This is a genomic window from Variovorax sp. WS11 (assembly GCF_010499245.1).
Taxonomy (GTDB): Bacteria; Pseudomonadota; Gammaproteobacteria; order Burkholderiales; family Burkholderiaceae_C; genus Variovorax.
In genome coordinates, this window is record NZ_JAAGOW010000005.1 from 1089345 (window position 1) to 1115855 (window position 26511).

Below are 26511 nucleotides of genomic sequence, written 5' to 3' on the forward strand. Positions count from 1 at the left end.
GTCCTATTCAAGCTTCGTTCTCTGGTCCGAGGCTGTACACACGACGAGCTGTCTCGGAGAAAATCTGCCGCTTCTCGTGCTCCGTGCAGCCTGCGGTCAGACGCTTGAACATGTTCCAGACCGTGCCGTAGGGAACGCCAACCTTTTCCACGGGAAAGTTTGACGAGACCATGCAGCGGCCGGCTCCAAAAAGTTCGATGCATGGTTCGATGTATGGCCGCCAAAGCGATGCCAGTTCTTCCGAAGTCGGTGGACGTGGTGCGACAGTGAAATCGAAGTTGCCCAGACACATGAGCAGGCCACCCATCTTGATGGACACGTTGGAACAGCGCGCCAACTCCCGCATGCCGGTCAACCAAGTCGCGTGGACCTCATTGAGCTTTTCCGCGTAAGAGGAATGTCCTACCGGGCTTCCAGAGTGATTCACCACGATGCTGCAGTCAGGATGCGCGCGAGCCAACTCGACTACATCGCCAATCTGCGTGTGGAAGATGCTTGCTTCGAACAGTAACCCTCGTTCCACCAGCCTATCGATGCCCTTCGAGAACGTCGGCCGAAGGTACAGACCCGGACCGTCAGCGTGCATTGCTCCTCGGACCGCAGGGTCTGCATCCCACTTGGCGCGCTGGCGGATTCCCTTGAGGCGTCCGTTTCCGGCAGCAAGCTGCGCATCGAGTACGTCGGCAGCGCGGTCGCCCAGCGCGAGATCAGCGAAGCCAATGATCCCTTGAGCTGCGCGAGTGGATGTGTACTTTCCGCTGTCCGCCATAGCTGCCATGCCGACTGCAAATTCAGTTTCGCCCACGCAATGCAAGTGCGCAGGACCGCTCCGGCGGTACATGGAGTTGCACTCAACGAATATCGTGGATCTGATGTTGTGACCGCATGCGGCGACATCTCTCGCAAACTCCTCCAAGAAGTACCTATACCCGCTGGAGAGTTCCCAGAAATGAACATGAGGGTCAACGATGGGCAGCGTTGGATCGATCGGGGCCTCAGGCAGCGCCCTGCGAAGCCAATCTTCATTGGGCGGGCGCGGACCGGAGAATGGGGACGCTGACTTCTGCATATCGGAAGCAATCATGGTTGGCCTTGCATTCAGCACATTCGATTGGCGAACTTTGACTCCTGATGATGTGACTGTCGAGACGCTTTTTGTGGCTGTTTGGGTAACTTTGCCTGACCATATCTGATCGTTCAGCGACGACTGACAGGCCGGCTGACCTCCGTCAGACTAAGGGTTGACGCGCACCTAACGCGATTCGAGCCCTGCGATGCCATGCGTCGGTTTCGAACTATCAGTCGAACTCTTTGAGCATCAGATGTGATGCGCTGCGTCATTCAAAGTTACGAAGCCATCAAGAAAAAGTGTCTGGACAGTACGTCAATGTTTGGAAGACAGTCTCTCCCCACCTGCAACTGAGGCGAGACGGAGCATCGGTAAGCCACAGGGTATTCACGCAGCTGCATTGCGCCAACTTACAAACCTAGACTTCTAAAATGGAGACATTCTTAATGAGAAATTCAGTCCTGAAACGCAGCATTGCCGCTCTCTCGATTGGCTTGACTTTCGCGTTCACGGCGTCCGCCAGCGACTATCCGAGCAAACCGATCCGGATCATCGTACCTGTGACCCCAGGGGGTGCTCTGGACATCTCCGTTCGACTCGTTGCACTCAAAATGAGTGAGAAACTTGGGCAACCCATCGTAGTGGAGAACCGCCCGGGAGGCGATACCGTCCTGGCCACCCGGGCCGCTAAAGACCTTCCTGCAGACGGCTACACAATCTTGGCGCAATCAAACCCGTTCTCAACTCAGCCAGCCTTGAAAAAGGATGCAGGTTACGATCCTCTCGTTGATTTCATTCCTTTGGGCCCGATTATTCGAGGACCGGTGATCATCGAGCAGAGCGCTGATCTGCCTGACAAAGACTTAAAAGCCTTTGCGGCCCGTGCGCGCAGTTCCAAGCTTTCGTTTGCGTCGCCTGGAATTGGGACCGCTCCGCATCTCGCGGGCGCCTTGGCGCTGCGCAAACTCGGGGTTGATGTCTTACACGTTCCGTACAAGGGAGCGTCTGCGGCCTACGCTGATGTAGTCTCAGGTCGCGTCGACCTCTTTGTTGACGGCTACGCCGGCAGCGCTCAGTTCCTCAGTTCTGGGAAGATGCGGGCGTTGGCGGTTACCGGCCCCGCCCGAGTCAGCGTTCTTCCCGATGTTCAGACTTTGCAAGAGCAAGGCATTGATGTGGTCTATTCCTACTGGATCGGGTTGGTGTTAAAGGCGGGCACACCACCAGACGTTGTGGCGAAACTTTCGGAGGCTTTGAAGTATGCGACGAGCAGCCGTGAATTGATTGAGCGCTTCCGGGCTGATGGCGTTGACTCTTCATTCATGACGCCGGTTGAGTTTCGGGAATACATCGCGAAGGAAATTGTCGAAGCCGGAAAGCTTATTGTCGATCTCAAGATTCCAAAGGAATAGTTGAATTCGGATCGCTCCGTGGACTCGGTCCAGCGACTGTGGACACGGCTCGCGTGGGACGAACCGGCACATCCTGGACTTCACGATGCCCAGAACTGCCACCGTCCCAGCGCCAAGCAGCCGGATCTGGGCGCTGCGGGACCTCCGGGCGCCAAGAACTCTCACCTGCCTACTTCGATGTTTGATGCACTTGTGTCGGCCTCGCGAGGGTATGTCGCTTTCCGAGCTGAGCGTGGTACTTGAATCGCCGAAGAGGAGCTTGCTCAAACTGCTGAGGCCAGTTTGGTTGAAGGTCGTCTGCCGCATGTTGGAGGGCGACGCAGTCAAGCTATTGCTTACAGGACATCGAATTCGATACGGCAGATACTGTGCGCTTCGATTTTTCTCCGGAAGTGACATCGTCAGAAAGAGAGTTTCATCGCGCGCTCGAGTGGACGCAACTGGTCGCACGGCACGCGTTGCTTGCGGCGCAAGCCACCTCGTGGAATGCAGGCTTGGCGCAGACGCAAGGTTTGCAGACTGCACTGGATGGCATCAAAACCACTCAAAAGATGCTCAACAACCCCGCAGGCACAAAGGAGGGCGTGCAAGCTCTGCAGGAATAGTGGGTGGCCCAAATCCAGCGGAACCTGAGGCTCAATGTCCAAAAAGCACTTGGTTGATGTCCTGGGCCTCATAGGCTGCGGGCTGATTGGGGGTTCCTTCGCTTTGGCGCTCAAGCGGGCCGGCTTGGTGCGCCGCGTGGTCGGATACAGCAATTGCCATTCAATGGCCGAGAAGGCCCGTCAATTGGGTGTAATTGACGTGTGTTCATCTTCGATTCTGCAATCTATCTCCGGCGCGGATCTTGTTCTGGTCGCCGTTCCTGTCGCCGCCTCTGAAAGCGTCTTTGCGGCTATGCAGCACGGCCTCGGTAGTCAAACCCTTTTGATGGACGTGGGGTCCACAAAGGGCAGTGTGGTTGATGCTGCTCAGCGGACGCTCCTTCGGCTGGAAAACTTTGTACCGGCACATCCCATTGCCGGTAAGGAGGCGTCTGGACCGGAGCACGCGGACCCAGACTTGTTTTTGAATCGACAGGTCGTGCTGACGCCCGTCGCTGCGTCTTCGGTGCGGCAGGTGGAGCGTGCGGCAAGTCTGTGGAAGGCTTTGGGAGCCCATGTCTCCACGATGGGTGTGGCGGACCATGACGCATCAATGGCCGTCGTAAGCCATTTGCCGCATCTGTTGGCTTTTGCGGCAGTGTCAGCCATTAAGGCTCAGCCCGGAGGCTTGGACTTGCTCAAGCTCGCAGGAGCGGAATTTGCTGACTTTTCAAGGATTGCTGCTTCCAGCCCCGAAATGTGGCGCGACATCTTCCTGTGCAACCGGGAACAGATTCTTTTGCAGTCCCAAATATTTCGTCGGGCTTTGATGGAGCTGGAGAACCATGTTGCCGCTGGCGATGGGATGGCGCTATCTCAAAGCATTGAAAATGCCAGCAGAGCAAGGTTCCGATCGGCAGGGCTGCCTCCCCGGAATGATCGATCTCCTTAGGCGGACTTGGTGTCGAATAAAACGGACAGACATCACCATGGTCTCGGGCAACGACAGCTGCTCAAGGCCGGCCCCTCGACCCGGCGCTACCCGGTGCCTGATGGCGCGCGCTCGCGCGATCCGCAGCAACGGCTGACCGGACGTCGGCTATGAATCCGCGCACGCTGCTGCAGAAGCTTAGAGCTTATCCGTAAATAGGTAAACTATCGATCTGAGCCGCATTGGGCGCGGTGCTGGATCGAGATCTTGGCGAAACGTGTTGAGTCATGGGTAGTGACCGATGAGTTCTGGCAGCGGGTGGAGCTGCTGATCCCCGCGCGCTCGGCGGCGGACAAGATCTATGTGCGCAAGCCTGGGGCTGGCCGGCCGCCAAAGCCGGCTCGACTGGTGTTCGAGGCGATCGTCTACGTGCTGCGCACCGGTTGCCAGTGGAAGGCGCTGCCCAAGGAACGCTTCGGCAGCGCAAGCGCCGTTCACAAGCGATTCCTTGAGTGGGAAGCTGCCGGCTTCTTCGAAGACTTGTGGAAGGCGGGCCTAGCCGAGTACGACCAGATGGAGGGCATTGCCTGGCGCTGGCAGAGCGTTGACGGCGCGATGATGAAGGCGCCGCTGGCACAGGAAGCCGTCGGCCGCAACCCGACGGATGGGGGGAAAAAAAGGCAGCAAGCGCCACCTGTTGGTGGACGGCCGTGGCGTCCCGTTGTCGCTCGTCGTGACCGGGGCCAACGTCCATGACTGCAAGCGGCTTGACGACGTACTCACCACCATCGTCGTCAGGCGCAAGGATCCACGACATCGGCGACACAAGCATCTGTGCGCCGACGCGGGCTACCGGGGAGCCGGGCACCTTCGCACCATCGAGGACCACGGCTACATCCCGCACGTCGTTGGTCGACGCACCGAAGCCGACATCAAGCAGCGCGATCCAAACAAGAAGGCGCGGCGCTGGGTCGTCGAGGTCTGCCATAGCTGGTTCAACCGCTTCCGCAAGTTGCTCGTGCGCTACGAGAAACTCGAGCGCAGCTTCGTCGCGCTCAACCATCTCGCCGCCGCCATCATCGCCTTCCGCAAGGTGCCTACCGATGTCAACATAATTTACGGATAAGCTCTTAGTCACGTGTTCGGTAGCCCCGGCAGGACGGATGAAGTTCGTTGCTCTAAGTTGACCGCGCCACTTGGTCTACGAGCCTGCGAGCCGGCCTATGCCGCCGAATGTTTTTGATGTGAAAGGTGCGAGATTGTTTGGTTGTCGAGGTCAGAGTAGCAGTTTGAGAGTTGCAGAAAAAGCATCCTTGCCATAAGGTGAGGCTTGTGAATCCCACTTGAGGTCATACTGTGTAGATGAGCTACACAATTGGTCGAGGTGATCTGGATGGTGTGGTGGTGTTCCTGGCAGTGGCCGAAGAGCGCGGCTTTCGTGCCGCTGCGAGGCGCCTCGGCGTCACTCCATCAGCTGTCAGCCAAGCGGTCCGTTCTTTTGAGACTCGCGTTGGCGTGACGCTGCTAGCACGCACTACGAGGAGCGTCGGATTGACCGAAGCGGGTGAACGACTGCTACTTCAGGTACGACCTGCTGTTCAGCAAGTGCTTCAGGGGGTCGAGTCCGCCCGCAGTTTGGGGAACTCGGTCACCGGCCTGTTGCGGATCAGTGTCCCAAGAGCGAGCGTGCCTATGCTGACGAAGCGTTTTGTGTCGGGATTCCTGCTCGCGAATCCAGGGCTGCAGCTGGAGTTTGTCGGAGACGATCGGTTGGTGGACATCGTGGCAGAAGGATGCGATGCCGGAGTACGCCCGAGGACATTTGTGCAGGCGGGCATGGTTGCGGTGCCGCTGACCGGGGAAGAGCCGCAAGTGGTGGTCGGCGCCCCTTCGCTGCTGGCACGCTATGGTCGGCCCTCGCTGCCGGATGATATTCGGACTGTTCCGTGCATAACGTTTCGGCAGGCGGGCGTTGTTGTGGACGACTGGCCATTCATCGTTCAGGGTGAACGATGCGTTGTCCCGGTTCGGGGCCCCTTGATACTGGACGACGTGGCCGCTTGTATCGAGGCCGCTGAGCAGGGAGTAGGACTGTTCAGGCTCCCTCGATCTCTCGTGGCACGCAACATTCAGGCGGGAACGCTGGAGGTCGTTCTGGAGAGCTTTTCGGTGGCATTTCCTGGATTGGGGCTGTATTACGCTAGTCGGCGAAGTGCGCTTCCGAAACTGCGCGCATTTATTGATCACGTGTTGTCCAGCAGGCCTCGACCGGCCTAAGTGTTTTGTTCGGTGCCGTGGCCCTCGCGGCGTGGCACGACCGGCACTAGGTGGAAAGGCGGGGGCTTGCTAGTCGGCCTCGAGAACTCTTGCTTTCGCACTGCGAAGGCGTGCAACGAACTTGGCGCGCAGCTTTCGTCTGCCACCCGTCAGCCGCAGCGGCACTGCATCGGCGTACTCTGGACGCTGATGCTCAGCGTCCCGCTGAAGTCCATGTGCGCGAAGTGCAGCGACGCGACACCGTGCAACCGAGCATCGTCGACCTGTATGCCATCCGTGCGCATGTGCTCGACCGCATCGACATTCGTGACCCCCTGCGACTGATCCTCTCCAGGGTGTCGTGAGCGTGGAGCCGTGGCGCCCGGAGGGGCCCACTCGAGATAGGTGAAGGGTCGCTCGGCGTGCTGGTGTGGACCGATTCAACAAAGCGACGGATTTCGGCGGGCGCGACCTCTCTGGCGGCGGTCGGCCGGGACAAACAGGAAAGATCTTGCGCGCAAGAAGTGCGGGCATTCCATCATTCTTGCAAATAGCCCGACGTGTCGGTTTATGATTACAGGAGTGCGACACCTGCAGGACCCGCCCATGAAAGTGCTGATTGTTTTTGCGCATCCAGAACCGACATCCTTCGGGGGGTCCCTCCTCGATCGCGGCGCGGGCGCCCTGAGGGCCGCCGGCCATCAGCTCGAAGTCTCTGACCTCTATGCGATGGGTTTCAATCCGGTGGCCAGCGCGGATGACTTTACGCAGCGCCGCTTTCCCGATGCGCTTCAGTACGACCGCGAGCAAAAGCACGCGAGCGCGCATCACGCATTCAGCGACGACATCCAGGCAGAGATCGACAAGCTGCGGGCCTGCGACATGCTGATCCTGCAGTTCCCCCTATGGTGGTTCTCGATGCCCGCAATCATGAAGGGGTGGATCGACCGCGTGTTTGTCAACGGCCTGGTTTACGGCAGCGGCCGCCGCTTCGACGCGGGCGGCATGAAGGGACGACGAGCGATGGTGAGCATCACCACCGCCTGCTATCCCGGGATGGTCGAGCATGACGGTTTGCTAGCCCACCTGGACATCAATCTCTGGCACCTGCAGCACGGAACGCTTGCCTATGCGGGCTTTGGCGTGCTTGCCCCCTTTGCCGCGTGGTCGATCCACTACACGACCCCCGAAAAGCGGGCAGAGTATCTCGACGACTACGCGGCGCGCCTGACGGGGATCGAGGGCGAGTCGCCGATGCCCATGCACCCCCTCGAAGATTTCGGCAAGGACTGGCGGCTGAAGCCCGGCATCGCGCCGCGCACCATCGGGCATCGCCGCGCACTGGAGCAGGCGCGGTGAACGCGCCCATGTCGAGGCTTCCGAAGTGGGACGAGTACGACGTCGAGGCCCTTCTTACGCCCGAAGCCATCGCGCCTGGGAAATGGCGCACCCGCTACGGCGACGCCAACAACAACGGCCGCTCCTATGGTGGCCAGCTGCTGGGGCAGGCCATGATGGCAGCACTGATGGATGTGCCACGGGATCGCCCGCCGACGATGATGCAGTTCCTTTTTTTGCAAGGGGCGATGCCGGACCAGCCCCTGGATTTCACCGTCACGCCCTTGCAGGACGGCAAGCGTTTTTCTTCGCGCCATGTACGCGCGGTACAAGCGGGGCGCACGGTGCTCGACGCGCAGGTCACCTGCGCATTGCCGCTCGATGCACCCGCACATGCCGATCTCAGCCCGGCGCCCCTCGGGGAGCATCCGCTGGACCTGCCCGACCTGGCCGGCCTGGACCTCGCCCTGCGCCGGGGTCTAGAGCGGCTTGGCGGCTATTCTAAGAACCACAAACCCAGTGTGGAATTCCGCATTCCCGACGCCGTGCGCCAACTGTCCGCCGCGACGGCCACGGAGCGTTTCCGTTATTGGATGAAGGCGCGTGGCCCCTTGCCGGACAACGCGCGCATCCATGCCGCTGCGTTCGCCTTTTTCTCGGACTGGTGGCTCAACTTCAGCAGTCTGTCCATGCACCTGCGCGACATCGGGCCGCGCAAGCTCTACATCTCCAGCCTCAACCATGCCATCTGGCTGCACCATCCCGTGCGAGCGGACGAGTGGCTCCATGTGGAGGCGGTGAGCCCGTGCGCGATCAGTGGAAGGGGGCTCTCGGTCGCGCGCTTCCACGACCTACAGGGGCGGTTCGTCGCATCGGGCACGCAGGAGTGCCTGATGGCCTACGTCGACTAGACCTGTTCCTCGGGCAGCCGCACCACGATGCCGTCGATCTGCTGCTGCATTCGAATCTGGCAGCACAGGCGGCTGCTGTCCCTCAGATCCGGCACGCCTTCCAGCATGAACATTTCGGTTTCGCTTCGCGGCGGCAGCAGGCCCAGGAATGCCTCATCTACATAACCATGGCAGGTGGCGCAGCTGCAGGAGCCGCCGCAATCGCCCAGGATGCCCGTCACGCCGTTGTCCACGGCCACTTGCATCAAGCTCTTGCCGAGCGGCGCTTCCACGCGGGTCGCGGCCCCGGCATGGTCGATGAATACAACGGTAGGCATGCGGATTGTTCCTCTGAAAAAAGACAAAGAGACAGGTTGACATAGTCCGTCTCGTCGGACTATTATTGCATCAACACGGGCTGCGGACAACCTGCTTTCCGTTTGATTCTCTGGAGGTCTTCTTGGACAACTGCTCAACCGTGATTCCGATCGTCCCGGCACAGGCCGCCGCCAACCCGCCAAACTGGGACCAACTGGTGCAGGGCGACCATGTGCATGGTTCGCTGTACACGGACCCAGCCATCTTCCAGGCTGAACTCGCGGCCATTTGGTTTCGCACCTGGGTGTACGTTGGCCACGAGAGCGAGGTAGCCAACGCCAACGACTACATCGTGAAATCCATCGGCCCCGAGCCGGTGATCATGACGCGCGCCAAGGATGGCGCCATTCACCTGCTGCACAACCGCTGCCCGCACCGCGGCAATCGTGTCTGCGTCACCGATCATGGCAGCGCGCGCTCGTTCACCTGTCCGTATCACGGCTGGACGTTCGCCAACGACGGCGCGCTGAAAGGCTATCCCTTCCCCTCCGGTTACGAAGGCGCGGACCGCTCGCAGCTGGGTCTCGGGCGCGTCGCCCGCGTGCAGAGCTATCGCGGTTTCGTGTTCGCCTCCATGGCCGCCGAAGGGCCGACGCTGGAAGAGCACCTGGGCGCGGCAATGAAGTCCATTGACGCCTTGTGCGAGACATCGCCCGAGGGCGAGGTGCAGATCACCGCCGGGTTCCTCAAGCACAAGGTCAAGTCCAACTGGAAATTCCTGGTGGAAAACGAGACCGACGGCTATCACCCGTCATTCGTGCACGCGTCCATCTTCGAGGTGGCGCAAAGCGGCATCGGCACCTTGTACAGCAGCGACTCGACGGCAGTCTCGCGCGATTTCGGCAACGGGCATACCGAGAACGACCTGCGCCCGGAATTCCGCAAGCGCGACGTGCCCATGAGCTGGTTCGGCACGACCGCCGAAAAACTGCCGGAGTACACCGCCAACATGAACGCCGCGTACGGCGAAGAGAAGGCGCGCAAGATCATGATCGATGGCACGCCGCACATCATGATCTTCCCCAACCTCTTCATCGCGGAGATCCAGATCTTCGTCATCCAGCCGCTTTCGGTGAACGAGACGGTGCAGCATGTGACGGCGTTGCAGTTCAAGGGTACGCCGGACCTGAACCGTCGCCTGCGCCAGCAGACAATGGGGTCGGTCGGCCCGGCCGGATTCCTGCTGGCGGACGATGCGGAAATGTACGAGCGCACGCAGCTCGGCGTGCAGTCGCGCAACCCGGAATACCTCTTCCTCGGGCGTGGCAAGCACCGTGAACGCCGCGATGAAAGCGGGTTTCTCATCGGCGACGCGACGGACGAGACGCCGTCGCGCGGCATCTGGCGGCACTACCGCGCGCTGATGGAGGCCGCGTGATGCCGTTGACCGCCGAGCAGCGCGCGACGCTGGAAGACGTGACGCTGTTCATCTACCGCGAAGCACGCCTGCAGGACGACCACGAGTACGACGCCTGGGAGTCCCTCTGGACCGATGACGGCGTGTACTGGGTCCCCGCCAATGGCGACGGCGGCGATCCCGAGCAGGTCATGTCCATCATCTACGACAACCGCTCGCGCATTGCGCTGCGCATCCGCCAGTTCCATACCGGCAAACGCTTCAGCCAGACGCCGCGCTCGCGCCTCCGCCGCCTAGTGTCGAACATCGAGGTGCTGCGCGAGGAGGGCGACGAGATCCTGGTGACGGCCAACGCGATGGTCTACGAATCGCAGACCCGCGGCGACTTCACCTGGGCATCGCGCAACGAATACCTGCTGCGCCGCGATGCGGACGGCCTGCGCATGGCGCGCAAGACGGTCGTGCTGGTCAACAACTCGACCGCCATGTATTCCATGGCGTTCCTGATCTGAACAAGAACACCGAGGAGACGCGCTTGAACGATTCGACAACGCAGCAGCCGATGGTGTTGCAGGGCGAAGGCCCAGTCTTGCTGACACTTCATACCGGTGGCGTCGCGCACGTGCGCCTGAACCGCGCCGAGTCCGCCAATGGGTTGAACATCGAGCTGCTCAAGGCCTTGCACGAGGTGCTGATGCAGATTCACGGCGACGGCAGGGTGCGCGCCGTACTGATCACCGGCGCGGGGAAGAACTTCTGCGCCGGCGGAGACGTTCACACCTTCTTGTCGAAGGGCGAGCAACTGCCGGACTACATCCGCGTGGCGACGTCCTACCTGCAACTCGTGGCTTCGCTGCTGATTCGCATGAACCCGCCGGTGGTGTCCGCCGTGCAGGGCTTCGCGGCGGGTGGCGGCGGCATGGGCCTGGTGTGCTCGTCCGACTTCGTCATCGCGGGCGAATCGAGCAGATTCCTGGCGGGCGCGACGCGCGTCGCAATGGTTCCCGATGCGGGTGTGTCGGTGACGCTCACGCAACTCGTGGGTTTGCGCAAGGCCACCGAGATCCTCATGCTCAACCCGGTCATCACCGCGCCAGAAGCCAAGGCTATGGGCCTCGTCACACGCGTGGTGCCTGATGCCGGCCTCGAGAACGAGGCGTGGGCACTGGCCCGGCAGCTCGCAGAAGGAGCGCCCGCCGCGCTCGCGAACACCAAGCGGCTGCTCTGGAGCGGCATCGGACAAGGCGTGGAAGCGGCCATGCCCGAAGAGAACAGCACGCAGGCGCTGCTGTCCGGCATGGCTGATGCGCGAGAGGGCCTGGCCGCCGTCATTGAAAAGCGCGCGCCGCGCTTCACGGGGCGCTGAATGGGCAACGCAACCGGCTCCGGACTGAAGGGAAGACGCGCCCTGGTGACAGGTGGCGCGAGCGGCATCGGCGCTGCGATCGTGCGCCGCCTGGCCGCCGATGGCGCCGCTGTGGCGATCGCTGACCTGCAGGGCGAACTGGCGAAGCAACTCGCGGTTGAAATTGGCGGTATTGCAGTCACGCTGGACGTGACCGATTTCGAAGCCGTCCACGCAGCCATCCAGGCGCATGGCCCATTCGACATCCTGGTCAACAACGCAGGGGTGGATCAGCACGCGTTCTTCACGAAAACCACACCTGCCGACTGGCGTCGCCTGCTCTCGATCAACCTGGAATCCGTGCTCAACACTACGCATGCTGCCTTGCCCGCGATGCAGGCGGCAGGCTATGGGCGAATCATCAATGTCGCGTCGGAGGCCGGGCGGCTCGGCTCGCGCGGCGGCGCGGTGTACGCGGCCGCGAAGGGCGGTGTCATCGCGTTCACGCGGTCCATTGCCCGTGAGAACGGCGGCAAGGGCATCACTGCCAATGTCGTGGCGCCCGGCCCCATAGACACGCCGCTGCTGCAGCAGGCGGTGGCCCACGGCGGCGACAAGCTGCTCGCCGCAATGACCGGCGCCACGCTCGCAGGCCGGCTCGGCACGCCCGAGGAAGTGGCGGCTACGGTGGCGTTTCTCGCGTCGCAGGATGCGGGTTTCATCGCCGGCGAGGCGATCGGCGTCTCGGGCGGCATGGGGTGCGGCGCATGATTGACCACGCCACCGTCGAATCCGTTATCGCGCGCGTGAAAGCAGTCTATGGAAGCTGGCGCCGCGACACGTCCGTGGCGCAGATGCGCACGGATTGGGACCAGCTCTTCCCCGCGACCGGCGATGCGTCGGTTGAACCCGTCGAATGCGCCGGCGTGCCTTGCCAATGGATCGCCGCGCCCGGATCGCGCGCTGACAAAGCCATCGTGTACCTGCACGGCGGTGGGTTCCAGGTGGGTTCGCTTGCCTCGCATCGCGAACTGATGGCCGAGCTGTCGGCCGCCGCCGGTGCGCGGGTGCTGGGCGTCGCCTACCGGCTCGCGCCCGAACACCGTTATCCGGCGGCGCTCGACGACACGCTCGCCGTTTGGGACTGGCTGCGCGCACATGGCTTTCGCCCGCGCGACATTGCCCTGGCGGGCGATTCGGCCGGCGCGGGCCTTGCGCTTTCCACCATGCTGGCGCTGCAGGACAAGGGGCAGGAGCTGCCCGCGGTCGCGTTTCTCATGTCCGCCTGGACCGATCTCACCGCTTCGGGCGAGAGCTATGAAACGCGCGCTGCCGACGACCCGATCCACCAGCGCCCGATGATCCTGGCGATGGCTCGCAACTACCTGGGTAGGGCGGGCGATGCGAGCCATCCGCTCGCCTCGCCGCTAATGGCGTCGCCCGCACAGCTTCGCGGCCTGCCGCCGATGCTGTTTCAGGTCGGCGATCGCGAGACGGTGCTGAGCGATTCCGAGGCCTTCGCGCGCAAGGCGCGTGAAGCCGGCGCGAACGCGCGATGCGAGGCCTGGCCCGGAATGATCCATGTGTTCCAGCAGTTCCCGGCCGAGCTGCACGAAGCGCGGCAGGCCATCGCGTCGGCCGGGCAGTTCCTCGCGGCGCATCTTGGTGCCGCTTCCAACCGAAAGACTTCCCCATGATCGGAATCACCGCATACGGCGGCTACGTGCCGCGCCTGCGCCTCTCGCGGCAGGCCGTCGCGCAGGCCAATGCCTGGTACGCCCCGCAATTTGGCAAGGTCAAGGGCACGCGTGCCATGGCCAATTGGGATGAAGACAGCATCACCATGGCCGTCGCCGCAGCGCGTGATTGCCTGGGTACCGCGCCGGACCGCCGCCGTGTGCGTTCGCTCTACCTCGCCTCCGATACGCTTCCGTTCGCCGAGCGCCTGAACTCGGGCGTCGTCGCCGGCGCACTGACGCTTGACGAAGACATCGAGGCCATCGACCTCGGCGGCTCGCAGCGCGCCGCGCTGTCGGCCATCACGCAAGCGGTGGCGCGTGTACAGGCCAGCGACGGCGACGCGTTGGTGATCGCAGCGGACAACCGTAAGACCCGCGCGGGCAGCTCGCAGGAGCTGGAGTACGGCGACGCGTCTTCCGCTCTCCTCTTCGGCAGCGACAAGGTGCTCGCCGAGTACCTGGGCGCCGGCACGCTGTCGGTCGACTTCATCGACCACTTTCGCGCTTCGGGCGAGGCGATGGACTATCACTGGGAAGAGCGCTGGGTGCGCGACGAAGGCATCAGCAAGCTGGCGCCCAGGGCCATCGAGGCGGCCCTGAAGCAGGCCGGCGTGCCTGCCGCGAAGATCGACCACTTCATCTTCCCCTCGGCATTCGCAAAGATGGACGCGCAGCTGGCCAAGGCCTGCGGCATCCGACCCGAGGCAGTCGTGGACATGCTGACCGAGCAGGTAGGCGACAGCGGACTGCCGCACGGCCTGCTGGTGCTTGCGCATGTGCTGGAGCGTGCGCGGCCGGGCCAGCACATCCTGCTTGCGCAATTCGGAAGCGGCGCGCAGGCATTGGTGTTCCGGGTGACTGACGCGATCGACTCGTTCAAGCCGGCGCGCGGCGTGAGCGAATGGATCGCGCGCGGATCCGAGGAGCGCAACTACACGAAGTTCCTCTCCTTCAAAGGCCAGCTCGCTTTGGAGCGCGGCATGCGCGGCGAGCAGGACAAGAAGACCGCCTTATCGACGGCTTGGCGCCACCGCTCATCGCTCGTGGGCCTCGTCGCCGGCAAGTGCCAAGTGACGGGTAGCGTTCACTTCCCGTCGTCGCGCCTGTCGTACGACCAGGGCAAGCCGCTGCAGGACACGCAGAAGCCGCACAAGCTGGCGGACCGTGCGGCGAAGGTGTTGAGCTGGTCGGCGGAAACGCTGTCGTATCACCCCGCGCCACCGCACCACTACGGGCAGATCGATTTCGAAGGCGGCGGCCGCATCCTGATGGACTTCACCGACCTGGACGTCGGCGAGGTGGCATCGGGCACGTCTATGGAGATGGTGTTTCGCATCAAGGACACCGACGAGCGCCGCGGCTTCACTCGGTATTTTTGGAAGGCGACGCCCGCGCGCGCTGCCGCGGCGAAGTAAAGGAGCTCACCATGGCACAAGGCATCAAGGACAAGGTCACCATTCTCGGCATGGGCTGCAGCAAGTTCGGAGAACGCTGGGACGCGAGCCCCGAGGACCTCATGCTCGAGGCGTACAACGAGGCGATGCAGGACGCGGGCATCACGCCCGATCAGCTTGACGCGGCGTGGTTCTCCACGCACATGGACGACGTCGGCACGGGACGCGGCGGCACGCCCATGAGCATCGCGCTGCGCCTGCCCAACATCGGCGTGACCCGGGTGGAGAATTTCTGCGCGGGCGGCTCCGAAGCCATTCGCGCGGCCGTGTATGCGGTGGCGGCGGGCGCCTGCGACATCGCCATCGCGCTCGGCGTGGAAAAGCTCAAGGATACAGGCTACGGCGGCCTGCCGGTTTCCACCGTAGGCACCTACATTCCCCAGTGGTATCCGAATGCAGTGGCGCCGGCGAACTTCGCGCAGTTGGCCACGGCCTATCGCGCGCGGCACGGCATCGACGCGGCGCTGCTCAAGCGCGCCATCGCGCACGTCTCAGTGAAGAGCCACGCGAACGGCGCGAAAAATCCTAAGGCGCACTTCCAGAAGGCGGTGAGCGAAGAGACGGTGCTGAAAGCGCCGATCATCGCGGAGCCGCTGGGTCTGTTCGACTGCGCCGGCGTGTCCGACGGCGCGGCCGCCGTGATCGTCACGCGGCCCGACATCGCTCGTAGCCTGGGAAAGCGCGACCTCATCACCTTCAAGGCGCTGCAGGTCGCGGCGTCCAACGGCTGGGAACTGCAATCAAGCGAGTGGGACGGCAGTTACGTCCACACCACCCGCATCGCGGCGAAGCGTGCGTACGACGAGGCCGGAATCACGAGGCCTCGCGAGCAGGTGAGCATGACCGAGGTGCACGACTGCTTCTCGATCACCGAGCTGGTGACGATGGAAGACCTCTTCCTCTCCGAGGTGGGCCATGGCGTCCAGGACGTGCTCAATGGCGACTTCGACGCCGAGGGCCGCATCCCCTGCCAGATTGACGGCGGATTGAAGTGCTTCGGCCATCCGATCGGCGCCAGCGGCATCCGCATGTTGTATGAGCTGTACCTGCAGCTGCAAGGCCGCGCCGGCCCGCGCCAGCTCGCGAAACCCACCATCGGCCTCACGCACAACCTGGGCGGGCAACCGTCGCAGAACGTGTGCTCGGTTTCCATCGTTGGCCTCGAAGGGGCCTGAAGCGATGGTCGAGCCTGTCCTCGTGCTAGACCGGCCAGCTGCGCACGTCGGGCGGCTGCGCATCAACCGGCCCGACAAGCGCAATGCGATTGACTATGACGTGCGCCAGGGCTTTATCGATGCGCTGCCTGCGCTGCTCGCGGACGGGCAAACGCGTGCGCTGGTGCTGGGCGGAACGCAGGGCGCGTTCTCCGCCGGCGGCGATGTCACGAGCATGGAAGGCCTGGACGAGCAGGGCGCGCGTGAGCGCATGCGGCACATCCATGTGTTGTGCGGCCTGGTGGCGAACGCGGGCATTCCCGTCGTCAGTGCCATGGAAGGTTTCGCGGCAGGCGCGGTCGTGGGCCTTGCGCTGCTGGGCGATCACATCGTCGCGGGTCCGGGCACGAAGGTCATGTTTCCCTTTCTCAAACTGGGACTCGCGCCCGATTGGGGGCAACTGCTCACGCTGCCCCGGCGCGTGGGGCTCGGGGTCGCGCGGCGCATCCTCGCGAGCGGCGAGACGGTCACAGGCGAGGAAGCGTTTCGCATCGGGCTTGCGGACACGCTGGTGCCCGATGCAGAAGTGATGGATACCGCAGTTGCGAAAGCCGCTGACCTCGCGCGCCTGCCTGCCGATGCATTCGCGTGCATGAAGCGCCGTTTGAACGAGCCTTCCGCCTCGCTTGCGGCGGAGTTCAAGCGTGAAGAAGACGATCAGGCAATGCTCCTGACCGGGCCCGGGTTCCGCGAGGGTTTCGATGCGTTGCGCAGCAAGCGCGCGCCGGACTTCATCGCGCTCGCCAGAGCAACGATGTCATGAGCGACGCCGGCAACTCTCCCGTCGTCGTGCAGCGTGATGGCACAGTAGGCATCGTTACCCTCAACCGTCCGGAAAAGCGCAATGCGCTGGACCTGACGATGCGCGGCGCCATCGCCGCTGCTTTCTCGGAACTCGAAGCGGATAGTTCGGTCAAGTGCACCGTCGTCACGGGCAGCACTACAGTCTTCGCGGCCGGCGCCGACCTGAACCTGCTCGTGGACATGGGCGCGCAGTCAGTGGCAGATATCGACCTCGGCCGCTTCTGGGCGCCGGTCGCAGGAAGCCGCAAGCCCGTCATCGCGGCCGTGAGCGGCTTTGCGCTGGGCGCTGGCTGCGAGCTCGCGCTGATGTGCGACTTCATCGTGGCCGATGCCACCGCGCGCTTCGGCCAGCCCGAACTTGCCGTGGGCATCATGCCCGGCGCGGGCGGCACGCAGCGGCTGGTTCGCACGTTGGGCAAGCAGGTCGCCAGCCTCATGCTGATGACCGGCGAGATGATCACCGGCGAGCGCGCGCACCAGCTCGGCCTAGTGGCAGAACTCGCGCCTGAAGGTCAGTCGCTGGAGCGGGCTGTCGAGCTGGCGCGCAAGGCCGCGCGCATGCCGCCCAAGGCCATCGCCGCAACGAAGCGCGTGTTGAAGCAAGGCGCGGACTTGCCGCTCGATGCAGCGCTCGCGCTGGAGAACGGCGAGTTCCTGCTGCTCTTCGATACCGCGGACAAGACGGAGGGTATGCGTGCCTTCCTTGATAAACGCAGACCCCAATTCACCGGATCATGAGTAACTCCAGCGACATCAGCAAGCTCACGATCGGCGTGGTCGGCGCGGGCACCATGGGGCGCGGCATCGTGCAGCTCTTCGCGCAGGCGGGCCACCGTGTGTACTGCTTCGACGCGCAGCCCGGCGCATCCGCCAAGGCGGTCGACTATGTCGCCAGCATGATTGGCCGCGGTGTGGAGAAGGGCCGGATCACGGCGGAGCAATTTGGCGAAATCCAGGGGCGCATGCAAGCTTGCGATGTGATGTCGCAACTGCGCGGTTGCGATGTAGTGGTCGAGGCCATCGTCGAAGACCTGGAAGTCAAGCGCAAGCTGTTTCAGGAACTCGAGGCCGTCGTCGGCGACAACGCCATCCTAGCCAGCAACACCTCTTCGCTCACCGTGGCCGACATTGCTGCGGCCTGTGCGCGGCCGCAACAGGTGGCAGGTCTACATTTCTTCAACCCCGTGCCGCTGATGAAGGTGGCCGAGGTGATTGCTGCCGTGCGCACGTCGCCGCAGACCGTGGAGACGCTGAAGGGCATCACGCAGGGCGCGGGGCACCGCGCCGTTGTTACCGCCGACCAGCCGGGCTTCCTCATAAACCACGCCGGGCGCGGTCTCTACACTGAGGGCTTGCGCATCGTGGAGGAGCAGATCGCGTCGCCCTCTGATGTCGACGACGTGCTGCGCGAGGCCATGGGCTTTCGCATGGGGCCTTTCGAGCTGCTGGACCTGACCGGCCTCGACGTGTCGTCCAAGGTGATGGCGTCGATCTATGAGCAGTTCCAGCAGGAGCCGCGCTTTCGCCCCTCTTCGCTGGTCGCGCCCCGTGTGGCTGCGGGCCTCTTCGGGCGCAAGAGCGGCGAGGGCTGGTACCGCTATGACGCGGATGGCAAAAAGGTGACGCCCCAATCGCGCGTGAAGACGACGTTCCCCGCCGGGCTCGCAGTCTGGATCGATCCGCATGCATCGTGCGCTGCCGTCTTGCGCGATCTGGCCGTCACGGCGGGCGCCCGCGTCGTCGCCGACGGACGTGAAGCCGACCTCGCGATCATGCAGCCGTGGGGACACGACGCCACGGCCAGCGCGCTCTTAGTTGGCCTGGATCCCGCGCGATGCGTTGCCGTTGACCCGATGACGCCGTTGGAGGTGCGCCGCACGGTGATGCTCACGGCAACGACCACGCCGGAAGCGCGGGATGCGGCGGTCGCCTTGTTCTGCAGCGACGGCGTGCCGGTGACCCTCGTCAACGACAGCGCAGGCTTCATCGCCCAGCGCGTGATGGCAACGATCGTCAACATTGCCTGCAACATCGCCCAGCGCGGCATCGCCAGCGTGGCCGACCTCGAAGATGCCGTGCAGCTCGGCCTGGGTTATCCGCGCGGTCCGCTGGCCTGGGGCGACCAGATCGGCGCGTCGCGCATCCTTACCATCCTTCGCGCGCAGCAGGAGGCGACAGGAGACCCGCGGTATCGCCCCAGCCCGTGGCTGGTGCGCCGTGCCGACCTCGGCTTGCCGCTGGTAACGCCGGACGCGGCACGATGAACGCGTTGCCACAAGCCGAGGATGCTGCGCTGGATATGGGCAAGCTGCGCCAGTGGGTCGGCAAGAGTCAAAGCAGGGAGGAAGTCATCCACACTTTCCCTGCGCACGCATTCGCAGGCCTGCTGGACAGGGAAGTGGTCCCCAGCGAAGGCGACGCGCTTCCCCTCGCCTGGCAATGGCGCTACTTCCTTGACGGACTGACGCTTGCGTCAACCGGAGTGGACGGTCACCCTGCTCGTGGCGGCTTCCTCCCGCCGGTGCCGCTGCCGCGCCGGATGTGGGCCGCAGGCAAGTTGCAATCGCTCGCGCCGCTCGTCATCGGCCGCCCGGCGACCAAGGTTTCGACCGTTCGCAAGGTGGAGTTGAAGGAAGGGAAAGCTGGAGCCACTGGTGTTCGTCACCGTCTCACACGAATTTTCTCAGCCGCCCCTGCCTGGTCGAAAAGCAGAGCCTGGTCTACCGCGAAGCGCCCACGACATCGCGCCGCAGCCGCCTGGCGAGCCGCCCCGGCACCCGCCCACTGGTCGCGTGGTTGGCTCGCCGATGCGGCCTTGCTCTTTCGCTACTCCGCGCTCACCTACAACGGCCACCGGATTCACTACGACCGCGAATGCGCTACGCAGGCCGAGTTCTACCCGGCGCTGGTGGTGCACGGCCCCTTGCTCGCGACCTTGCTCGCGACCTTGCTCGCGACCTTGCTCGCGACCTTGCTGCTGGACTTGCTGCACCGGGAACAACCGGACAACCAGCCACGCAGTTTCGAGTTCCGCGCACTGCGGCCCACGTTCGACATCGACCCATTGACCTTGTGCGGCAGTGCCGAGCCCGCAAGCGCCAGCCTGTGGACAGCGGACGCGGCCGGCAACGTCGGCATGCGGGCCAAGGCAATCTTCTGAACGTTGGCCTCCCACCCAATTTCCAAACCAAGCACGAGACCGATTCATGACTTCTTCAAACAGTGCCACCCCTGGCCACTTCGACGCTGTGATCATCGGCGCCGGCGCAGGCGGCCTAAGCGCTGCCGCGCGCCTCGTCGCGGCTGGCAAAAAAGTACTCGTCGCCGAGCGCCTGGACCGCGTGGGCGGCCGTGCGTCCAGCGAACAGATCGATGGCTTCACGGTCAACATCGGTGCGATTGCCATTGAGCGTGGCGGTGTGTTCGAGGAAACCTTCGACTTGCTCGGTGTACCGCTCGACGTCCGTGAGCCCAGCCCGGCCACGGTGTTCTACATCGATGGCAAGGTCATTAATGTCGCCAAAGGCGGTTGGGGCATGCTGCTCGGCACCTTCACCAAGCAGGCCGCCAAGATCGGCGCGAAGTTCGCCGACGCGCGTTCTGGTGGTGAACTGCCCGAAGAGAAAATGACCACCAAGCAGTGGCTGGAGCAGTACACCAGCAACAAGACGGTACATGCGCTCTTTCGCAACCTGTGCGCCGCGATATTCGCGGTGAATTCGGAGGAGCTGCCCGCTCGTGCCTTCCTCACCTACTTCGCCATCAAGGGAGCGTTCAAGCGCTTCGGTTTCTGCCCGCGCGGCACGGTGGGCCTGTGGAACGACCTGGCGGTCGGCATCCGCAGCAAGGGCGGAGAGATCTGGACCGGCGCGTCCGTGGCGGCCCTGCACGCCGAGAATGGCCGCGTCACGGCGCTGGACATTGTTCGCAACGGTGTCACCCAGCGGGTGGAGACAGGCGTTGTCATCAGCAACATCGGTCCGAGCGCCACCGTGGCACTGCCGGGCGCGGAGGCTTTCGGCGCGGACTATGTTGCAAGGGCATGCACCCAACCGCGTCCCGCCGCCAACATCGTCATCAACTTCGCGACGCAGAAGCGCTTGCTAGACGTTCCCGGCCTCATCACCTTCGGCAAGACGCGGCGCCTGTGCAACATGGGCGAGCTCACGGCGACGTGCCCTGAGCTCGCGCCCGCAGGCTGGTACATGTACGTCGCCTACGCCGTGCCCCGCCCGGCGATCGGCGACTTCGACGAGAAGGTGGAGATCGAAGAATCGCTGAAGGACCTGCGCGATCTGTTCCCCGGGTTCGCGGATGCGAAAATGCTTTCGATCCGTGTGATGCGCGGCGAATGGCCGGCACAGCGCTCTTGCGCGGGATTTGACATGCCGCAGGACACGCCTCTGGCCAACCTCTGGCACGTGGGCGATGCGGTGAAAGACTACGGCGACGGCGGCACGCAGGCCTGCGCGTACACCGGGCGCGAAGCGGCGACGAAGGCGCTGGCCACGCTGGATGCCGCGGTGGCCACCGCCTGAACGCGGCATTACCAAACGAGGAATCGCATGCAGGACGCGAGACAAACCCAAGTGGCATCCGCCCGCCGGCTCTTGGCCAAGCTTCGCCAAGCCTTCGACGCCGGCGCCGGCGCGCTCGCGCAGTGCTGCACCACCAACGGCAAGCTCCACGCAAACAAGCTCGACGAGAAGCAGGTCGCGAGTTTCGAGCTGGCATGGGCGGGGGCTGACCTGCTGGCCGCTGAAACAGGATTGCAGGCGCTGAACGACACACCGCCCGCACTCGCGCAGCAACTCGCGTTGGTGTTCGCTGTCGACGCTATCGCTGCCGTGCTCGATCGATTGGAGACAATTTACCTCGACGTGGCACTCGACATCGGGCCGCTGCGCGCGCTGCAGGGGGATCCGGCATGGGCGCGGTTGCGAGCGCATGCAGCAGGCTCGCAAGCCCTGCAAGCAGCTGGCCGCGAAGTTGCAGAGTCCGATGGTGAAGTCGGCCCCACTGCGCTCGATGAGCCGCATGCGATGGCGCAGGATGCGTTCAGGCGTTTCTCGCAGGAAGTGGTCGCACCGCAAGCTGAGAAGATCCACCGCCACGATCTCACCGTGCCCGAGAGCCTGTTGCGGCCGCTGCGCGAAATGGGTGTGTTCGGCCTGGCGATTCCGGAGCAGTACGGCGGCAGCGGCCCGAACGACCACGAAGACACCTTGCTGATGGTCGTGGTCACCGAGGCGCTGTCCGAAGGTTCGCTCGCCGCGGCCGGCAGCCTGATCACACGCCCCGAGATCCTCAGCCGTGCATTGATAGCCGGCGGCACCGAAGGGCAGAAGTCCCATTGGCTCCCAAAACTCGCAGCGGGCGACCCGCTGTGCGCCATCGCGATCACCGAGCCGGACTACGGCTCCGACGTCGCGGGCCTCACGCTCAAGGGCACGAAAACCGAAGGCGGGTGGCTGCTCGATGGCGCGAAGACCTGGTGTACTTTCGCTGGCAAGGCCGGCGTGCTGATGGTCGTGACGCGCACGAACCCGGATCGCTCGCTTGGCCACAAGGGCTTGAGCCTGCTGCTGGTAGAAAAGCCCGAGTATGAGACGCATGAGTTTGCCTACCGGCAGGAGCAAGGTGGTCTGCTGACCGGCCGCGCGATTCCCACCATTGGCTATCGCGGCATGCACTCCTTCGATCTGAACTTCGAGAACTTCTTCGTACCCGATGACCACGTCGTCGGAGGAGAAGCCGGCTTGGGGCAGGGCTTCTACCTCACCATGGCGGGAATGGTAGGCGGACGCATGCAGACGGCCGCACGCGCATGCGGCGTGATGCGCGCCGCATTGCGCGCGGCCATCCGATACAGCGCTGATCGCAAAGTCTTCGGGGCACCGCTGAGGGACTTTCCGCTCACGCAGGCCAAGCTTGCGCGCATGGCAGCGCGGCTGGCCGCCTGCCGGCAGCTTGCGTACTCGGTTGCAGGACTCGTCGACAAGGGCGCCGGCCGCATGGAGACAAGCCTGGTCAAGCTGTTGGCCTGCCGTTCAGCCGAGCTGGTCACGCGCGAGGCGTTGCAGTTGCACGGCGGCATGGGCTACGCGGAAGAGACGGCCGTCAGCCGCTATTTCGTCGATGCGCGCGTGCTGTCAATCTTCGAGGGCGCGGAGGAGACGCTGGCGCTGAAGGTGGTCGCGCGCAGCCTGATGGAGCGCGCGCTGGGCGTCACACCGGAGGCTGCATGAGCGTGGCTGTAGAAGGCGTGCTCTCCGGCATGCGCGTGGTCGAGGCCGGGGCTTTCGTCGCTGCTCCGCTGGGCGGCATGACGCTCGCGCAGATGGGCGCCGATGTCATTCGCATCGATACCGTGGGTGGTGGTCTCGATTACCGCCGCTGGCCGGTGACAAGCGACAACACCAGCCTGTTTTGGACGGGCCTGAACAAGTCGAAGCGCTCCGTGGTGCTCGACCTCACGTCGCCCGAGGGCCGCGAAATCGCCATGGCGCTCATCACCGCGACGGGTGATGACGCGGGCCTCTTTCTCACCAACTTCCCGCCGCGCGGCTGGCTGGACTATGACAAGCTAAGCGCACAACGCACGGACTTGATCCAGCTCACGCTGCAAGGCGACCGCCATGGCGGCTCGGCCGTCGACTACACCCTCAATGCCCAGCTCGGTGTGCCGGGCATGACCGGCGCTGAAGGGAGCGACTCGCCGGTGAACCACGTGCTTCCTGCATGGGACCTCATCACGGGTCAAATGGTCGCGGTCGGGCTGCTGGCCGCAGAGCGCCATCGAAGCAGGACGGGCCAGGGACAGCACGTCAAGCTTGCCTTGAAGGATGTGGGGCTCGCGGTCATGGCGCACCTGGGCTTCATCACGGAAGCGCAGCTCGGCCAACCACGTCAGCGCCATGGCAACGAACTGTTCGGCGCCATGGGCCGTGACTTCGTGTGCGCCGACGGTGTGCGAGTGATGGTCGTGGGCTTGACCGGCAAGCAATGGCGCGCCATCACCGATGCCACCGCGTCGGGGGCGCAGTTCGACGCTATCGCTGCAAGATTGGGGCTGGACCTCTCGCAGGAGGGCGGCCGTTTTCTCGCGCGCCGCGAGATCGCCGCAGTCCTGAGCGAATGGATCGCGGCGCGCAAGTTCGCGGATGTCTGCGCCGCATTCGACGCTCATGGCGTCTGCTGGAGCCGCTACCAGGACATCGGAGAACTGGCTGCGAGCGACCTTGAGTGCTCGCCAGCCAACCCCATGTTCGCGCGACTCGAGCAAACGGGGGTTGGTCCGGTACTCGCGCCTGGCATTCCGTTGGATTTCCAGGGATCCGGCCGCCTGCCGCCGGGGCCTGCGCCCGTGCTCGGCGAGCACACCGAAGTGGTCCTGGCTGAGCTGCTGGGCATAGACGCCGCGCACTACGGCCGGCTCCGGGATCAAGGCTTGGTTGGCGGCGTCTAGCCGCAGCGCAGCGTGGCGCGTCGTCGTCAACGCCTTTGCACCACTTTCATCGGGTGGTACCGCGATGCGTTGGGCCGTCGCAGCGCTCAGGTGAGTCCCGCGCATGGGCAACGCACTACTCCGGCTTGCTGCGATGCGGTGCCCGCTGTCGCCGCTAGAGGCCGCTATGCCCTCCCGTTGTCGGGGCGGGCAAGATCATGAAGATCGTGTTGCGCGAGCCGTACTGGGCGGAGAAGAGCCAGTCGGTGAACTGACGGGGTCGAGCCCAGCATCGGGCTCGATGTTCCTGAACCCATTGACGAACAACCCGGAAATCCGGTGCGCAAGCTCTGCAGGTGCCATTGGGCCGTTGCGCCGGTACCAGGTGAAAGTCCAGATCATCATCCCGTAGAGCAGCAGCGCATAGGGTGTCTCCACACGCTCCTGCGCCATGAGCCTGGGATTGATCTCGCGCAGCAAGCCCTCCATCAGGCCCGTCATTTCCACCTCGAGCTTGCGCACATGGTCCCTTTGTCCGCGCGGGAGAAATTTCAGGTCGTTCATCAGCATGATGTGCTCGTCGCGCGACTCGGAAGCGCCCTGCACGAAGCTGTCGATAAATTGACCGAAGCGTTCCTCGGCCGGCAGCGGCAGGTGAACGATACGGATGAGGTCCGCCGCCTGCCGCGTGATGTGGTCGTGCACGATTGCGTAGAGCAGGTCTTCCTTGCTCGTGAAGTAGTGATAGAGATGCGACTTGGAGGTGCCGCACCCCTCGGCCACGTCCATCATCGTCGCGACGTCGAATCCCTTGCGCGCGATGAGGGCGGCCGCCTTGCGGAGGATGACATTGCGCTTGTCTTCGTAATCGTTCGCTCGAACTCGGGTCATTTGTCTTCCGTGCCTCACGTGAGATGGAATCGCTTGCATTGCGCGGCCATCGGACATATAGTTAAACCGACGTGTCGGACTATAAATGATCCTGAAGCCTGTTGAAGTTGGGGAAACCATGGAGACAACGGAATCTGCACTGGTGATCGTAGGCGCAGGCCATGCGGGCAGCGAGTTGGCCGTCTCGGCGCGCCAGCAAGGCTGGGCCGGACCGATCATGCTGCTGGGTGAGGAGGGCTTCCTTCCCTACCAGCGCCCGCCGCTGTCAAAGGCATTCCTCGCGGGAACGGCGGACGCGGAGTCGCTCGCGCTGCGTTCGCAATCCGCTTACGACAGTGCGCGCATCGAGCTTCGCCTGGGCGCCCGCATGACGCGGATCGACCGGGCGGCCCGCTACATCGAGTTGGCGGACGGAACGCACATCCACTACTCGAAGCTCGCGCTGTGCACCGGCGGCCGGCCCCGCCAACTTGCATGCGCTGGAATCGATGCGCACCATCACCCCACCAACCTGCTCTACCTGCGAACGCAGAAAGATGCGGAGGCGATCCGCTCGCACCTGCAGTCCGGCTCTCAGCTGGTCGTCATCGGCGGGGGGTACGTCGGGCTGGAGGTTGCTGCGTCCGCGATTGCGCTGGGCGCGAAGGTCACGCTGCTCGAAGCACAGCCGCGGGTGCTCGCGCGCGTCGCAGGGCCGGCGCTGTCGACGTTCTATGAATCCGTGCACCGCGCAGCCGGTGTGGACGTACGCACCGGCGTGTCCCTGCGCAAGGTTCACACCGAAGCGGGCCGCATCGATCGCATCGAGTGCGAAGACGGTGAAAGCTTCAAGGCGGACATGGTGGTGGCTGGCCTGGGCATGCTGGTCAACGACGATGCGGCGCGCGTTGCGGGCCTCGCGACCGACGCAGGCCTGGAAGTCGATGCCTTCTCGTGCACCCGCGATCCCGACATCGTGGCCGCGGGCGACTGCACCGTCCACCATAGCCCGCTGTATGAACGGACGATCCGCCTGGAATCCGTGCCGAACGCACTGGACCAGGCGCGCGCGGCCGCCGCCTGGCTGTGCGGCAAGCCGAAACCGAACCACGGAGTGCCATGGTTCTGGTCGGACCAGTATGACCTCAAGCTCCAGATGGTGGGCCTTTCCCAAGGCTACGACCGCTGCGTGCTGCGCGGCGCTACCGCCTCGCGCAGCTTCTGTGCCTTCTACCTGCAAGGCGACCGCCTGCTCGCGGTCGATGCGGTGAACCGGCCTGGAGATTTCATGGTGGCGAAGCGAGCGTTGGCCAAGCCGGTGACCCTGCCCCCGGAGATCGACCTGGCCGACGAAAGCCGTGCCCTGAAGGACGTTCTCGCCGTTGCGCCGCCCGTCGCCGTTACGGGTAATCACTAAGGGGGA

The 26511-nt window shown here is 63.9% G+C and carries 24 protein-coding genes and 1 pseudogene; 22 read left to right on the forward strand and 3 right to left on the reverse strand.

Annotated features, from left to right (window positions below; all coding sequences use genetic code 11):
- Nucleotides 1–7 precede the first annotated feature (7 nt).
- Nucleotides 8–1084: an amidohydrolase family protein gene (locus tag GXN78_RS39725; protein ID WP_106561375.1), complete on the reverse strand. Its 1077-nt coding sequence runs from the start codon at nucleotides 1082–1084 to the stop codon at nucleotides 8–10.
- A gap of 431 nt (nucleotides 1085–1515) precedes the next feature.
- Here GXN78_RS39725 and GXN78_RS39730 point away from each other — a divergent pair, with 431 nt between their 5' ends.
- The 7 genes and pseudogenes from GXN78_RS39730 (at nucleotide 1516) to GXN78_RS39760 (ending at nucleotide 8501) form a co-directional block, all read left to right on the forward strand.
- Nucleotides 1516–2481 carry a tripartite tricarboxylate transporter substrate binding protein gene (locus tag GXN78_RS39730; RefSeq protein WP_164256374.1) on the forward strand — a complete coding sequence of 322 codons (966 nt, stop codon included), beginning with the start codon at nucleotides 1516–1518 and terminating at the stop codon, nucleotides 2479–2481.
- A gap of 368 nt (nucleotides 2482–2849) precedes the next feature.
- The gene (locus GXN78_RS39735) at nucleotides 2850–3086 is read left to right on the forward strand and encodes a hypothetical protein (RefSeq protein WP_146163237.1); all 237 of its coding nucleotides are present in this window, start codon (nucleotides 2850–2852) and stop codon (nucleotides 3084–3086) included.
- A 34-nt stretch (nucleotides 3087–3120) separates the two neighbouring features.
- Nucleotides 3121–4017: a prephenate dehydrogenase/arogenate dehydrogenase family protein gene (locus GXN78_RS39740; protein ID WP_308812458.1), complete on the forward strand. Its 897-nt coding sequence runs from the start codon at nucleotides 3121–3123 to the stop codon at nucleotides 4015–4017.
- A gap of 297 nt (nucleotides 4018–4314) precedes the next feature.
- Nucleotides 4315–5122, forward strand: a pseudogene (locus GXN78_RS39745) (IS5 family transposase).
- Between the two features lie 236 nt (nucleotides 5123–5358).
- Nucleotides 5359–6273, forward strand: coding sequence for a LysR family transcriptional regulator (locus GXN78_RS39750; RefSeq protein ID WP_106560407.1), 915 nt, complete (start codon nucleotides 5359–5361; stop codon nucleotides 6271–6273).
- Between the two features lie 585 nt (nucleotides 6274–6858).
- Nucleotides 6859–7611, forward strand: a complete 753-nt coding sequence (locus tag GXN78_RS39755; RefSeq protein ID WP_164256377.1) for an NAD(P)H-dependent oxidoreductase — start codon at nucleotides 6859–6861, stop codon at nucleotides 7609–7611.
- A complete protein-coding gene (locus GXN78_RS39760; protein WP_239143093.1) occupies nucleotides 7608–8501 on the forward strand; it encodes an acyl-CoA thioesterase domain-containing protein in 894 nt (297 codons plus the stop codon). Before GXN78_RS39755 ends, GXN78_RS39760 begins: the two co-directional genes overlap by 4 nt.
- Here the strand turns inward: GXN78_RS39760 and GXN78_RS39765 are convergent.
- A complete protein-coding gene (locus tag GXN78_RS39765; RefSeq protein ID WP_106560409.1) occupies nucleotides 8498–8818 on the reverse strand; it encodes a 2Fe-2S iron-sulfur cluster-binding protein in 321 nt (106 codons plus the stop codon). The two genes, GXN78_RS39760 and GXN78_RS39765, sit on opposite strands and share 4 nt — an antisense overlap.
- Nucleotides 8819–8967: 149 nt before the next feature.
- On the opposite strand from GXN78_RS39765, the gene GXN78_RS39770 reads away from it, so the two are divergent.
- The 14 genes from GXN78_RS39770 (at nucleotide 8968) to GXN78_RS39835 (ending at nucleotide 24239) form a co-directional block, all read left to right on the forward strand.
- Nucleotides 8968–10236, forward strand: coding sequence for an aromatic ring-hydroxylating dioxygenase subunit alpha (locus GXN78_RS39770; protein ID WP_239143159.1), 1269 nt, complete (start codon nucleotides 8968–8970; stop codon nucleotides 10234–10236).
- The gene (locus GXN78_RS39775) at nucleotides 10236–10727 is read left to right on the forward strand and encodes an aromatic-ring-hydroxylating dioxygenase subunit beta (RefSeq protein WP_106560411.1); all 492 of its coding nucleotides are present in this window, start codon (nucleotides 10236–10238) and stop codon (nucleotides 10725–10727) included. Before GXN78_RS39770 ends, GXN78_RS39775 begins: the two co-directional genes overlap by 1 nt.
- 50 nt (nucleotides 10728–10777) lie before the next feature.
- Nucleotides 10778–11581, forward strand: a complete 804-nt coding sequence (locus GXN78_RS39780) for an enoyl-CoA hydratase-related protein (protein ID WP_181360679.1) — start codon at nucleotides 10778–10780, stop codon at nucleotides 11579–11581.
- Entirely contained in the window at nucleotides 11582–12331 is a 750-nt protein-coding gene (locus GXN78_RS39785; RefSeq protein ID WP_106560412.1) for an SDR family oxidoreductase, read from the forward strand. It begins immediately after the preceding gene.
- 83 nt (nucleotides 12332–12414) lie between these two features.
- Nucleotides 12415–13257, forward strand: a complete 843-nt coding sequence (locus tag GXN78_RS39790) for an alpha/beta hydrolase (RefSeq protein WP_239143160.1) — start codon at nucleotides 12415–12417, stop codon at nucleotides 13255–13257.
- Complete coding sequence (locus GXN78_RS39795; RefSeq protein WP_106560414.1) at nucleotides 13254–14714, forward strand: 3-oxoacyl-[acyl-carrier-protein] synthase III C-terminal domain-containing protein; 1461 nt, start codon at nucleotides 13254–13256, stop codon at nucleotides 14712–14714. The genes GXN78_RS39790 and GXN78_RS39795 overlap by 4 nt, the downstream gene beginning before the upstream one ends.
- Before the next feature lie 11 nt (nucleotides 14715–14725).
- Entirely contained in the window at nucleotides 14726–15928 is a 1203-nt protein-coding gene (locus GXN78_RS39800; RefSeq protein ID WP_106560439.1) for an acetyl-CoA acetyltransferase, read from the forward strand.
- 4 nt (nucleotides 15929–15932) lie between these two features.
- Nucleotides 15933–16730: an enoyl-CoA hydratase-related protein gene (locus GXN78_RS39805; RefSeq protein WP_106560415.1), complete on the forward strand. Its 798-nt coding sequence runs from the start codon at nucleotides 15933–15935 to the stop codon at nucleotides 16728–16730.
- Nucleotides 16727–17509 (forward strand): enoyl-CoA hydratase-related protein, encoded by a 783-nt coding sequence (locus tag GXN78_RS39810; protein WP_106560416.1) that lies wholly within the window; start codon nucleotides 16727–16729, stop codon nucleotides 17507–17509. The genes GXN78_RS39805 and GXN78_RS39810 overlap by 4 nt, the downstream gene beginning before the upstream one ends.
- Nucleotides 17506–19035, forward strand: coding sequence for a 3-hydroxyacyl-CoA dehydrogenase (locus GXN78_RS39815; RefSeq protein WP_106560417.1), 1530 nt, complete (start codon nucleotides 17506–17508; stop codon nucleotides 19033–19035). Before GXN78_RS39810 ends, GXN78_RS39815 begins: the two co-directional genes overlap by 4 nt.
- Nucleotides 19032–19931 (forward strand): acyl-CoA dehydrogenase, encoded by a 900-nt coding sequence (locus GXN78_RS39820; RefSeq protein ID WP_164256379.1) that lies wholly within the window; start codon nucleotides 19032–19034, stop codon nucleotides 19929–19931. The genes GXN78_RS39815 and GXN78_RS39820 overlap by 4 nt, the downstream gene beginning before the upstream one ends.
- Nucleotides 19932–20019: 88 nt before the next feature.
- Nucleotides 20020–21309: an FAD-dependent oxidoreductase gene (locus tag GXN78_RS39825; protein WP_239143094.1), complete on the forward strand. Its 1290-nt coding sequence runs from the start codon at nucleotides 20020–20022 to the stop codon at nucleotides 21307–21309.
- Between the two features lie 51 nt (nucleotides 21310–21360).
- A complete protein-coding gene (locus GXN78_RS39830; RefSeq protein WP_239143095.1) occupies nucleotides 21361–23019 on the forward strand; it encodes an acyl-CoA dehydrogenase family protein in 1659 nt (552 codons plus the stop codon).
- A gap of 29 nt (nucleotides 23020–23048) precedes the next feature.
- Entirely contained in the window at nucleotides 23049–24239 is a 1191-nt protein-coding gene (locus GXN78_RS39835) for a CoA transferase (RefSeq protein ID WP_239143096.1), read from the forward strand.
- A gap of 195 nt (nucleotides 24240–24434) precedes the next feature.
- Here the strand turns inward: GXN78_RS39835 and GXN78_RS39840 are convergent, their stop codons facing one another.
- Complete coding sequence (locus tag GXN78_RS39840; protein ID WP_164256381.1) at nucleotides 24435–25166, reverse strand: TetR/AcrR family transcriptional regulator; 732 nt, start codon at nucleotides 25164–25166, stop codon at nucleotides 24435–24437.
- A gap of 61 nt (nucleotides 25167–25227) precedes the next feature.
- On the opposite strand from GXN78_RS39840, the gene GXN78_RS39845 reads away from it, so the two are divergent.
- Nucleotides 25228–26505, forward strand: a complete 1278-nt coding sequence (locus GXN78_RS39845; protein ID WP_106560421.1) for an FAD-dependent oxidoreductase — start codon at nucleotides 25228–25230, stop codon at nucleotides 26503–26505.
- Nucleotides 26506–26511: the final 6 nt, after the last annotated feature.